The organism is Photorhabdus sp. RM96S, from assembly GCF_042879335.1.
GTDB classification, from domain to species: Bacteria; Pseudomonadota; Gammaproteobacteria; order Enterobacterales; family Enterobacteriaceae; genus Photorhabdus; species Photorhabdus kayaii.
Genome location: NZ_JBHFKT010000046.1, coordinates 1 through 12,017, shown reverse-complemented (window position 1 = coordinate 12,017; position 12,017 = coordinate 1). Strand labels below are relative to the sequence as shown.

7 protein-coding genes are annotated in these 12,017 nt (G+C 45.0%); 4 read left to right on the top strand and 3 right to left on the bottom strand.

Going from position 1 to position 12,017, the window contains the following annotated elements; genetic code table 11:
• The first annotated feature begins 368 nt into the window (after positions 1-368).
• Positions 369-596, top strand: a complete 228-nt coding sequence (locus tag ACGF49_RS20915) for a hypothetical protein (RefSeq protein WP_387492570.1) — start codon at positions 369-371, stop codon at positions 594-596.
• A 149-nt stretch (positions 597-745) separates the two neighbouring features.
• A complete protein-coding gene (locus ACGF49_RS20910) occupies positions 746-1,939 on the top strand; it encodes a multidrug effflux MFS transporter (RefSeq protein ID WP_113044033.1) in 1,194 nt (397 codons plus the stop codon).
• An 8-nt stretch (positions 1,940-1,947) separates the two neighbouring features.
• Here the strand turns inward: ACGF49_RS20910 and malT are convergent, their stop codons facing one another.
• A complete protein-coding gene (gene malT / locus ACGF49_RS20905) occupies positions 1,948-4,662 on the bottom strand; it encodes an HTH-type transcriptional regulator MalT (RefSeq protein WP_262978512.1) in 2,715 nt (904 codons plus the stop codon).
• Positions 4,663-5,210: 548 nt separating this feature from the next.
• Between malT and malP the strand changes: the two genes are divergently transcribed.
• Both malP and malQ read left to right on the top strand, forming a co-directional pair.
• Positions 5,211-7,613: a maltodextrin phosphorylase gene (gene malP / locus ACGF49_RS20900; protein WP_113044031.1), complete on the top strand. Its 2,403-nt coding sequence runs from the start codon at positions 5,211-5,213 to the stop codon at positions 7,611-7,613.
• Between the two features lie 9 nt (positions 7,614-7,622).
• Positions 7,623-9,710, top strand: a complete 2,088-nt coding sequence (malQ, locus tag ACGF49_RS20895; RefSeq protein ID WP_113044030.1) for a 4-alpha-glucanotransferase — start codon at positions 7,623-7,625, stop codon at positions 9,708-9,710.
• 1,427 nt (positions 9,711-11,137) lie between these two features.
• Here malQ and ACGF49_RS20890 read toward each other — a convergent pair.
• Both ACGF49_RS20890 and ACGF49_RS20885 read right to left on the bottom strand, forming a co-directional pair.
• The gene (locus ACGF49_RS20890) at positions 11,138-11,410 is read right to left on the bottom strand and encodes a PAAR domain-containing protein (RefSeq protein ID WP_387492565.1); all 273 of its coding nucleotides are present in this window, start codon (positions 11,408-11,410) and stop codon (positions 11,138-11,140) included.
• Between the two features lie 3 nt (positions 11,411-11,413).
• Positions 11,414-12,017, bottom strand: a 604-nt coding sequence (locus tag ACGF49_RS20885) for a type VI immunity family protein (protein WP_229015705.1), incomplete at its 5' end; no start/stop codon positions are given.

The following is a 12,017-nucleotide window of genomic DNA, read 5'->3' as shown; positions in this document are numbered from 1 at the left end:
CAATAAACATTTAAAAAATTAAAGTATTTTGTATAAAATACATTATTATTTTGAATTATTGGTTAATAACATGCAGAACTACTGATTTATAGAGTTAATGATAAGAAATTCTGTTCAAATCCCACAAAAACTGTACCAAAATCCTCCATCTCGCAGCTTTTCCGCAGAGGATAAGAGCACTTACCTAATGCCTGGCTATTTTCTGACAGGTGATGAAATATAATAAAAGATTCTCGATCATTTCTGATTTGTCAGAAACAATGTGCGTTTTCTATACTAAGGATAGCCAAACTGCCGACTGACATTAAAATATCGAGTGAAAAATAAGCTGATGCTACAGCGCGATGTCATTTTTTTGTATTTAAGATTTGAATATTTATACCTTATGGATTTCAAGATGCATCGCGACGGCAAGGGAGCGAATCCCCGGGAGCATAGAGAACTATGTGACCGGGGTGGGTGAGTGCAGCCAACAAAGAGGCAACTTGAAAGATGACGGGTATAAAATACCCACACAAGCGGGTTGGTTTACACCGGTGAATAGCTCGTATAAAGTTCAGACTTTAAAAAAAGTAAAGGGTTCAGTCTGTGCGTGATCCTTAAACATCCCTATCGCTAGCTTGAAATGACTCGCCAGTAGGATTTCTGGTGTATCCAAGCTCTCTGGTGACGCTAAAGAATAAATTCCACTGAGCCTATTCACCAATAAAACCACCACCATTATTGAAATATTAAAAGAACACACATGCAAAATTATATTCTTCTACTACTTAGCTTGGCACTTTTTGGACCTTTGGGTATCGATGTATTCTTGCCTACGGTTCCTGCCATTGCTGAGGATTTTAAAGTTAACAATGAAGTTATTCAGTCAACGATTTCTTTGTTTTTATTAATTATGGGGCTAGGTCAGTTAATCGCTGGGCCACTGGTAGATAAATTCGGCCGTCGGCCAGTAGCCCTAACGGGTATCACCTTATATATCATCGGTTCGGTGATCGCAGCGCTTTCTACTTTTCCCGAAATTTTTATTGCAGCGAGAATTATTCAAGGATGTGCAGTCTGCTGTACCAGTGTCGTCTGCATTAGTGGTGTACGTGATCGCCTAAACGGTGATGAGGCGGCCAAAGCCTATGGATTTATTAACGGTACGCTAAATATTGTTCCTGCTCTCGCGCCATTACTTGGCGGTATTCTGGCCGAAATGTTCAACTGGCGAGCGCCATTCTGGTTTTTGACTTGCTACTCGGTTATTGCACTACTTATCATTGCCAACTGGCTACCAGAGACGCGCCCCGCTAACACTAAACCCGTTCGCGGATTACCACTAAAGCAATATTTTCAAATTCTTAGCAATGCCCAGTTTACACATTTTGCCCTAGTTAACGCTGGCATTATGGGAATAGTGGTTACCTATGTGTCATTTGCACCAACCGTGCTAATGACTGAGGGCCATATTTCACCACTAGCATTTTCATTGATTTTTGGTGGCAACGGACTCTGGACGATGATCGCCTTCCTAACCGCCAATAAAATTATCCATCGACTTGGCCGCCCTTGCTGCCTACTGTTAGGGACAATTCTAATGGCACTGGCTAGCCTATCTCTGTTTTCTGGCATGCATCTGCCAACTGTCGCCAGCCAGCACTGGCTAAGCTATATGTTGCCGGTTTCTTTCGCCTGTACAGGTATGGCATTTGTTATGGGACCTGCGACCAGTTATGCACTAGAGCCTTATTCTGACGAAGCCGGTGTCGCTTCTGCACTGATAGGATTCGTCCAGATGGCTGTCGGCTCTACCCTCTCGCTCATTGCTATGGCGTTGCCATTTTCGCTCAAACAGTCACTCGTGTTAGTCATGCTGCTCGGTACCACGCTAATCCTGTCAGCACACATACTCAGCCGTAACCTGAAAGGGCGGGTAGTTTCGCTAGAATCTTAAAATATCAATCACACACCTAACCCCATCATCTGCATCAGTTGCTGTGCTTGCTGAATCGCCTCCTGGCGATTCGCAATCCCTAGCTTCTGATACAGATTCCGTATATGCGTCTTAATAGTTGTCGTCGCTACATCCAATTCTGCGGCAATTTGATCATTACTGTAGCCTGAGTAAATTAATCCCAACACCTGCCACTCACGCTGTGTAAGCGGACTATTGCGAATAAGCTCAGGAACATCAGGATGTGTTAGCAACTGTGTGACAAAACTTTCATCAAAATGAGCGAATTTATGGCGATGCTGACGGTTGATATCCCGCAAAATGCGCTGCGCCCGATGCAACTCCAGTTCAGACAAGGTATTGAGCTGAATAAGCTGACGTAATTGTTGGGCCATCAACTCACCTTCAATGACAAAATGGCTAATAAATCCAGTACGGTTAGCCAGAGCCAATGCCTCAATGAGTGCATTCTGCGCTTCGCTTTTGCGTCCGATATGCCAGTAAAGCAAGTTATACAACAGTAAATTACGATTCAGATCGCTAATTAACTGCAATTTTCTCGCATGTTGATTCAGTGTATCCAAAATGGACTCAGCCTCATCATACAAACCAAGCAGAATCTGAGCACGAGCAATATTGCGCCACTGACCCTGATTAAAATGATTACTGACACTTTCTGGTCGCTCAGTCTGTGCCAACCACCGAATAGCGGCATTTTTGTCGTCCATATTCTGCCAAATGATGACTCGCAGTTTGTCAGTATTGGTACGCCAATCTCGATGATACTGCCCATTATTTAGCAAGTTTTCACAACGCGCCAGATAACGGCGGGCATTATCAATATCTCCTCTGGTCAAAGAGCATTTAGCCAACTGAGTTAGACACTGCAACTGCTGTTGAGGTTGGAAGTTAGACAACACTTCCAGCCCACGACGCGCTACATCTTCGGCTTCATCAAGACGAGACCAACACCACAAAAGCTGTGAACGGATACGCAACAAAAATTCATGCATTGGCAACTGCTCCAAATGCTGTTCACGGATCAATTCAAATGCCTTGTTCTGCGTTTCATAAGCCGTCTGCAAATATCCCTGAGCTAATAAAATCTCACTTTGCTGCAACAGCGCCCACAACGCATAGTGATGAACATGGAAACGACGCGCAAGCTGCTCGGTTTGTTGCATCCGCGCTAATGCATCAGCCAACTCACCTCTACAATGTAATACTTCACCTTCCACGGAAGTTGCAACAATACGACTGTATTCATTCTGAGGAAGCAGTGCCGCCAAAGCCTGTTTCGCCAACTTATCGGCCATCTCCGGCTTGCCGCTGTTCATAGCCACCTGAGCTCGTAGCGCATCGAATTCAGCCAAGAGATCCGGCTCTATAGCAATTTGTTTCTGTTGCAGTGCCTGTTCCGCTTGGTTTAACAGTGTATTGACTTCTGAATAACGATGTTGGCTTTGGGCCAGCCAAGCCTGAAGCAGCACCAGACGCGGATTTTCCAATAGCTGCTCATAAGGCAGCGCATTCATACACTCTTCCAACAGAGATAACTCACTGTGGTTAAACAGCGACCAAGCATGCTGCAACAAAATATCGCGTAGCATGGCAGTATCACCCGCCGCCAAGGCATGATGAATCGCCTCGCCCGGATACCCCTGCGCCAACCAACCTTCTGCGGCCGCCCGATGTAACTCCGGCAATTGCAACGCCATTTCCCATTGACAGCGTTGACGTAGAAATGAAGCAAAAAGCGGATGAAAGCGAAACCATTCGCCAGAGTCATCCATACGCTGGATAAACAGCCCCTGACGTTCAGTTTCTTCAAGACGCTGCTGACCATTCTCTTCACCGGTTAGACGAACAATCAAACCGTCATTCATGGAACGTAAGATAGAACTGCGCAATAAAAATTCACGCGTTGAACTATCCACCTGATTGAGTACTTCATCCACCAAATAATCGGAAAGATGGCCGGCGTTAATGCCCGACAAGCGTTTAGCCGACAGTTCAGCGGCATCACACGACTGCCGCGCTGAAAGCGCGATAAGCTGAAGCGCCGTTGCCCAACCCGCGACTTCATTGCATAAGCGCTTACAATCGTCGGCATCAAGGGATGTGGTTAACCGCTTATCAAAAAATTGCTGCGTTTCTTGATAATCAAAAGCCAGTTGCTGACTGTCAATTTCCAGCAATTGCTCACGCACACGCAGATTAGCCACCCCAAGAGAAGGCAAATTACGCGATAAGATGGTTAACGTCAGATTCTCAGGCTGGTGACGCAGGAAAAACCGCATAGCCTCATGAATAATGTTATTCACAATCAGATGGTAATCATCAATCACCAGGAAAATGGGCCGCCGCCACTCACTAAGTTCAATAAATAATTGAGCGAAAAGCGCGGGTAAATTGGCATATTGATGTTTTTGGGCCAACACTTCACTTTTAACACAGTGTCCCTGCGTAGCCTGCTGCAACGCCGCGATAAGATAGCTGGCAAAACGTTCCGGCTGATTATCGCTCTCATCCAAAGAATACCATCCCAGATTATCCTGCTCGGCAGCCCACTGAGAGACCAATGTGGTTTTGCCATAACCAGCGGGGCTAGTTATTAGCACAAGACGATAATTAGACGACTCATTCAGTCTGATTAACAGACGCTTACGCAAGATTGTATTATTCAAACGAACGGGACGACTCAGTTTTGATGGGATAAGCATTAATTTCCGTGCCCAAAGAAGCGATAAGTAAAACCTGCGCCGGAACCATGAGTGATATTAGTTATACCCGTCATCTTTCAAGTTTCCTCTTTGTTGGCTGCACTCACTCACCCTGGTCACATAGTTCGCTATGCTCCCGGGGATTCGCTCCCTTGCCGTCGCGATCCATCTTGAAATCCATTGGGTATAGATGATTTATTTCATGGTTCGTAATGACGCCATTAATCGGCCCAACCAAATTTAGTGAAATAGATTGCTTTTGCAAATATGTTTACGCCCCCCATGGTATTAAGTTGCGCACCCTATCACATTCTTGAACAGCAAATTCCATTTTTACATACAAGTTGTGGAAGCAATTAGCAAATTACCTTATCGATCCGCTGGAAGAAAATGAACGCAATTAGATGCCAAAACGATGCGAAAGAGGGTTACTGGCTACGCCCTTCTACTCCTCCCTGACTAATACCTCTCTAGGATGATGCTTTAGATCCTGAGAGCATTCAGCATAGTGCTTAAATTTTCCTTTTCAGCTACAGGATGAAGACTCCATGCAACAGTCCAGATTAGATAAAGCCCAGTTTCAGGCTGCGCTGACACGTCAATGGCAGCGCTTTGGCCTCGGTTCAGCACAGGAAATGACCCAGCATCAGTGGTGGCAAGCCGTTAGTGCGGCCCTGTCAGAGCTGTTGCCCACATGCCCTGTCATCAATCATTCCAACCAACAACGCCATGTGAACTACATCTCTATGGAGTTTCTGATTGGCCGTTTAACCGCAAACAATCTGCTTAACCTTGGTTGGTATGAAGACATTCAGGCTTACCTGGCAGAAGAAAATATCATTCTGAGTGATCTTCTGGAACAAGAAACTGACCCCGCTTTAGGTAACGGTGGATTGGGACGGCTTGCCGCCTGTTTTCTTGACTCTATGGCAACCGTCGGTCAGCCGGCAATTGGCTATGGCCTGAATTATCAATACGGCCTGTTCCGCCAATCCTTTGAACAAGGACAACAAATTGAAGAACCAGACAATTGGGGACGAGAATCTTATCCCTGGTTCCGCCACAACACTCAGTTAGATGTTGAGGTGAATTTTGGTGGCGAAGTCGTCATAACAGATGATGGACGCGAAATCTGGGCACCTGAATTTACCTTGGTTGGAGAAGCTTGGGATCTACCGGTCATTGGTTATCACAATGGTGTTACTCAACCATTACGCCTGTGGCAAGCAACCCATGCTACGCCATTTGATCTCGACAAATTCAACGCCGGGCAGTTTCTGGCAGCGGAACAGCAAGGTGTTGAAGCCGCTAAGCTCACGAAAGTTCTCTATCCGAATGATAATCATCAAGAAGGCAAACGCCTGCGTCTGATGCAACAATATTTCCAGTGTGCTTGCTCCGTCGCAGATATCTTACGTCGCCATCATCTGGCAGGCCACAAAATAGAAGATCTGCCTAAGTATGAAGTTATCCAGCTTAACGATACCCACCCAACGATTGCCATCCCTGAAATGATGCGTATTCTGCTGGATAAACACCAGATGAGTTGGGAAACCGCATGGGAGATAACCAGCCATACTTTCGCCTATACCAACCACACCCTGATGCCAGAAGGTTTGGAATGCTGGGACGAGGATCTCGTCAGCCACCTGCTGCCACGCCATTACAGCATCATTCAAGAAATTAACTCCCGGTTTAAAAAGTTGGTGGACAAAACCTGGCCCGGCGAGCAAGCCGTATGGGAAAAATTAGCTGTACATTATAACCATCAGATACGCATGGCGAATCTTTGTGTCGTCGCGGGCTTTGCCGTAAACGGGGTAGCAGCGCTGCACTCACAGCTCATCGTTAAGGATCTTTTCCCTGAATACCATCAACTATGGCCGAATAAGTTTCTCAACGTGACAAATGGCGTTACCCCACGTCGCTGGATCAAACAATGTAACCCGGCACTGTCAGGATTACTTGACCGTACACTTAATCGCGAATGGATTAACGATCTTGATGCCCTTAAAACACTTGAACCCTATGCAGATGACGCCGCTTTCCGCGAAGAATACCGAGCTATCAAACAAGGCAATAAGAGCCTGCTATCCAATTATGTCAATAAAGTGATGGGGCTTAAGCTAGATCCAAACGCCATTTTTGATGTGCAAATTAAACGCTTGCATGAATATAAACGTCAGCATCTGAACCTGTTGCATATCCTATCGCTCTATAAACAAATTCAGGAAAACCCGGAACTGGATATCGTGCCACGTGTATTCCTGTTTGGCGCAAAAGCCGCGCCCGGCTACTATTTGGCAAAAAACATTATCTCTGCCATCAATCAGGCAGCGGAGAAAATTAATAACGATCCAATCGTCCGTGATCGCATTAAGATCGCTTTTATCCCCGATTACAAAGTTTCTGTCGCGGAGCTAATGATACCGGCTGCTGATGTTTCAGAACAAATCTCCACAGCCGGCAAAGAAGCTTCCGGCACCGGCAACATGAAACTGGCGCTGAATGGCGCACTGACCATCGGAACATTAGATGGGGCGAACGTTGAAATTGCCGAACAGGTAGGAGATGACCACATCTTCATTTTCGGGCATACCGTAGAAGAAGTGAAAGCCTTAAAAGCTGCTGGCTATGACCCACTGAAATTACTCAAAGAAGATCAACACCTGGACAACATACTCAAAGCACTGGCTAGCGGCGAGTTCAGCTATAGCGACAAACGAGCATTCGATATGCTGCTACATAGTCTGATTGAAGGTGGAGACCCTTATCTGGTGCTAGCTGATTTCGCCTCCTATTGTGATGCGCATCAACGGATCGATACTTTGTACCGCGATACTCAACATTGGACGCGTAGCGCCATTCTGAACACTGCCCGGATGGGTATGTTCAGCTCTGACCGAACAATCCGTGATTATCAACAACGCATCTGGCAAGCAAACCGATAAGGAAAAATCATGGGGGAGAAGAGCCTCGATCATTTAGCTACCGAGGCTGGCATTGTCGCCAGCTACATTAATGCTTATGGCAAGCCACAAGCGATTCCAACGGAAACCCGACATCGCTTGTTAGATGCGATAAACGTAAACAAACCGGCCGACGTGCCGGTTTCACCCTTGCCGACAGTAAAAGTTTTTACTCAAGGTGAACACTTCACTATCACCTTGAAAGACGAAGAGCATTACCAATGGCAGATACGGACAGAACAAGGAGAGGAATTTCAGGGGCATTGCTGCCATAAACTGGTGCTACCTGATCCGCTTGCTCTGGGGTACCACCGCCTCACTCTGACACAAGGAAGCCAATGCTGGTCTATGCAGATTATCGTGGCACCCAAACGCTGCTATGAACCAGATGCCCTGCAAAGGAGGGAAAAACTTTGGGGGGCCTGTGTGCAACTCTATACTCTGCGTTCAGAAAACAACTGGGGAATTGGCGATTTTGGTGACCTGAAACACATGCTAAAAGAGATAGCAACACGCGGTGGTGCCTTCATCGGACTAAATCCATTGCATGCGCTGTATCCGACCATGCCAGAAAGCGCCAGCCCCTATAGCCCCTCTTCACGCAACTGGCTTAATGTGATTTACATTGATGTTAATCAGGTTGAAGATTTCAAACACAATGAAGAAGCACAGAGATGGTGGCAAACAGCGACGACTCAACGCATGTTACAGGATGCCCGTAACGCGGAATGGGTAGATTACACCACAGTTATGGCGTTGAAAATAGCAGCACTGCGTCTGGCACATCAACAATTCAGCACTCGTCCAGAACATGATTCGTCAAAAACCGCTTTCCGCCAATTTGTCATCCAAGGTGGTGAATGTCTCTACTATCAAGCCGTCTATGACGCTCTGCACTGCCAGTTATATGCTGAAAATAGTACCTATTGGGGTTGGCCGGTGTGGCCGGAAAAGTACCGCGATCCGCACGGTGAAGCGGTACAAACATTTTGCCAATCTCACCCGCAGGAAGTGGAATTTTTCCTCTGGCTACAATGGTTGGCCGATACTCAGCTTGCAGACTGCTTTACCCAAAGCCAAACAAGTGGCATGTCCATTGGAATTTACCGTGATTTGGCCGTCGGCGTAGCGGAAGGCGGCTCGGAAACCTGGTGCAACCGAGTTGTTTACTGCACCAAAGCATCAGTGGGAGCACCACCGGATGCCCTAGGGCCACTGGGTCAAAACTGGGGCTTACCACCAATGAATCCTCATGTTTTGCAAACCCAAGCTTACCAACCGTTCATTAATCTGCTGCGTACAAATATGATCCACTGCGGCGCCTTACGCATTGACCATGTTATGTCGATGCTCAGACTTTGGTGGATTCCCTACGGTGAAACAGCCGACAAAGGAGCATATGTACACTACCCAGTTGATGATCTGATGGCGATTCTGGCATTAGAAAGTCAGCGCCATCGCTGTCTGGTCATTGGTGAAGACTTGGGAATTGTACCGGAAGAGATTGTGGGCAAGCTGCGCGATAGCGGTGTCTATTCTTATAAAGTGCTCTACTTTGAGCGTCACGGCAATGGGGAATACCGCGCACCTGAGGATTACCCGATACAAGCAATGGCGACCATCACCACTCATGATTTGCCTACTTTACGTGGATTCTGGCAAAGCGCCGATTTGACCCTTGGGGAATCACTCAAGTTATATCCTGATAAAAACCTGCTTCAAGGGTTATATACCGAACGTCAAGCTAGCAAACAAGGGTTATTAGAAGGTTTACATCGCTACGGCTGTATCCCGGAACATATCGGTGACACGGCAAAAGAGGTTGGAATGTCACCGATGATAAACCAAGGGTTACATCGCTATATTGCCCACAGTGCCAGCTCACTACTGGGACTGCAACCCGAAGATTGGCTGGATATGGATAAACCTGTCAATATTCCAGGTACGGTAATGGAATACCCTAACTGGCGGCGAAAACTGAATACCACATTGGAAACCCTGTTTGGTGATGATCATGTCAATCAATTGCTGAAAGATGTAGATAGATGCCGTAAAAAAGCAGGAACAGCCAGAGGTTAAATACCGTAACGCCTATTTCTCCTGTACAGGCATTATTCTTTCCAGTTTAAAGGATGGTTTTAATCTATACCCTATGGATTTCAAGATGCATCGCGACGGCAAGGGAGCGAATCCCCGGGAGCATAGAGAACGATGTGACCGGGGTGAACGAGCGCAGCCAATAAAGAGGCAACTTGAAAGATAACGGATATATAAACCATCCTTCATATTGCTGATTTTTAACGCCTTGACTATCACCGCTGAGTTTTCATCAATGATAAATACAGGTGTTAAGAAAAGCCGCTTTTTGTCTGTCAGTATGGTTTTAAAAACTGGAAAAGAGGCCAAGCGAACCTCGGAAAAAACAAGTAAAAACTTTAATCATCAAAAGTAAAAAGCAGTGATTAAAGCTTTTTAAAAGTGGGTAAAAAATCCGATACCATACTGACATTAGAAGAGAAAACATCAGAAAAAATAGATTTTAAATTGATTAAATAAGGTGAAAAAAATAACAGCGTTAACCCAATAACAAGAATATATCCTAGCAAAACATTTAACAGCTTTAACAGCTTTAACAGCTTTAACAGCTTTAACAGCTTTAACAGCTTTAACAGCTTTAACAGCTTTAACAGCTTTAACAGCTTTAACAGTATTAAACCAATTCTCTTAAATAAAAGATTTTTCCTGACTGCAACAAGTTTACGAAAAATCAGAGACTATAATTGTAGAAAACCGAGAAGCATCCCCGAAAAAGCAAGAGTATTTAACAGCATTAAAAATGATTAAAGAAATGAGCATTAACTTTAATACCGTTAACTCTCTGCTATCCTCATTAGTTTTAAACCTAAAAAATCAGATATAGAAAAAGGAGAAACGAGAAAACCTAAATATCAGTTTAATGAAAACAAGGGCGTTAAATACGGTTCAGAAAATGTAAAAACCTTTATATTTACCACAATTAAGCAATAAAAACCGTTCTTTATAACAGGTTTCCAATTAAAAATAAGCACCCCATCAGAATGAAAACCACAGTACAAGCTTATCATATTTTTAACATTACTTTTTTAACTTACATTTCCCTTTTACCTGTGATTAATCAACTAAGGGTTAAAAAATAGGTAGACCATTGATGCCAACTTTTTAAAAAACATAAAGTGACTAAAAACAACCTATTCTCTGCTATGTTTAATCCATTTATCGGTAATACTATCCTCCACTTATTTTACATTTACCTAACCAGCCATGATATATTTAAAAAGACAAACAGGGAGAGATTAAGTACATTTAGTCGAAATTCACTAACCATTAACCTAAATATCCAAAAGATAAAAAAAGATTAAAACCAGATACCGATTAAAATCATAGGTTAAAAAAATAACTTTTAATCACAGTTTAAAACCTGCTCCGGTTTTATGGGTATTTCAATTAAAGGCTTTAGCATTTGATAGTTATGACCGTACCTTTAATCGACAAGCGCCGGTCGGGCAACCACAATTAACAAGGTGTCCCTCCAGCGCGACAGGTATTCCTTGTATATTGAACAAGTTAGAACCTTCCGCAATCGCGCCGGTTTGTTTACAGGCGGGACAAAACACCGGATCACCTTTACAGGCAACCGATAGGTGTTGGTTTACCAAATCGGAACCCTTTAAAACCTCACCTCCGGTTGTTGTGGTATCACCTTTAAGGATAACTTTTTTACTTTCCACTACACTGCGCATTATTTACTCCGTTGTATTTTCCGTTTCTCGTATTAAATGCCATACAGTTGTGCCCGGTTCTGCACCTTCAACATCAAAAGCCATCGCCCCCTGAGCAAAGAAATACTGTTTGTCAGGCAGGCTGTCGGTTTGCCAGATCCCGCTGACCAGTGCCGGATGGTCACCTCTCAAAGGGGTTACATGCAGCGGTCCCCGGTCATAACGGGCATACCAGGCCAGTGTGGAAATATCATCAAAATGACCTTCGCCATAAAAGTGCAGGGAATGGCCTTCGCGGGGAATGACTCGTATTGGGCGTATCAGTTGGTTAATAGCAAAATAACTCTCCGGGACACTGCCCGGCAGTGGTGTTAAGTCCGGGTATTGACCGGCCCGGATCATCAGACCATTGGAATAAGGGGTAATCTCCACATCCCGGTAGGGGCGCAGCGTGCGGCGTATCCAATATTCTCCACCCAGTCGGTTTACAAATCGTTTGGACAGCAGGGTGATCCAATTAATGCCACGGATGGAATGTTCATACTGTAATTTAGCTGTGTGCACTGCGGAGTTCACTTGCAGGGAAGGGTAACGTTGCGCCAGTTGATACTCTAAAGGAAAGTAGTCA

What these genes read in the sequence shown, in the direction of transcription:
- malQ (WP_113044030.1), top strand. Translation starts at nt 7,623, where the DNA reads ATGGGGGAGAAGAGCCTCGATCATTTAGCTACCGAGGCTGGCATTGTC.
- ACGF49_RS20910 (WP_113044033.1), top strand. Translation starts at nt 746, where the DNA reads ATGCAAAATTATATTCTTCTACTACTTAGCTTGGCACTTTTTGGACCT.
- malP (WP_113044031.1), top strand. Translation starts at nt 5,211, where the DNA reads ATGCAACAGTCCAGATTAGATAAAGCCCAGTTTCAGGCTGCGCTGACA.
- malT (WP_262978512.1), bottom strand. Translation starts at nt 4,662, where the DNA reads ATGCTTATCCCATCAAAACTGAGTCGTCCCGTTCGTTTGAATAATACA.
- ACGF49_RS20890 (WP_387492565.1), bottom strand. Translation starts at nt 11,410, where the DNA reads ATGCGCAGTGTAGTGGAAAGTAAAAAAGTTATCCTTAAAGGTGATACC.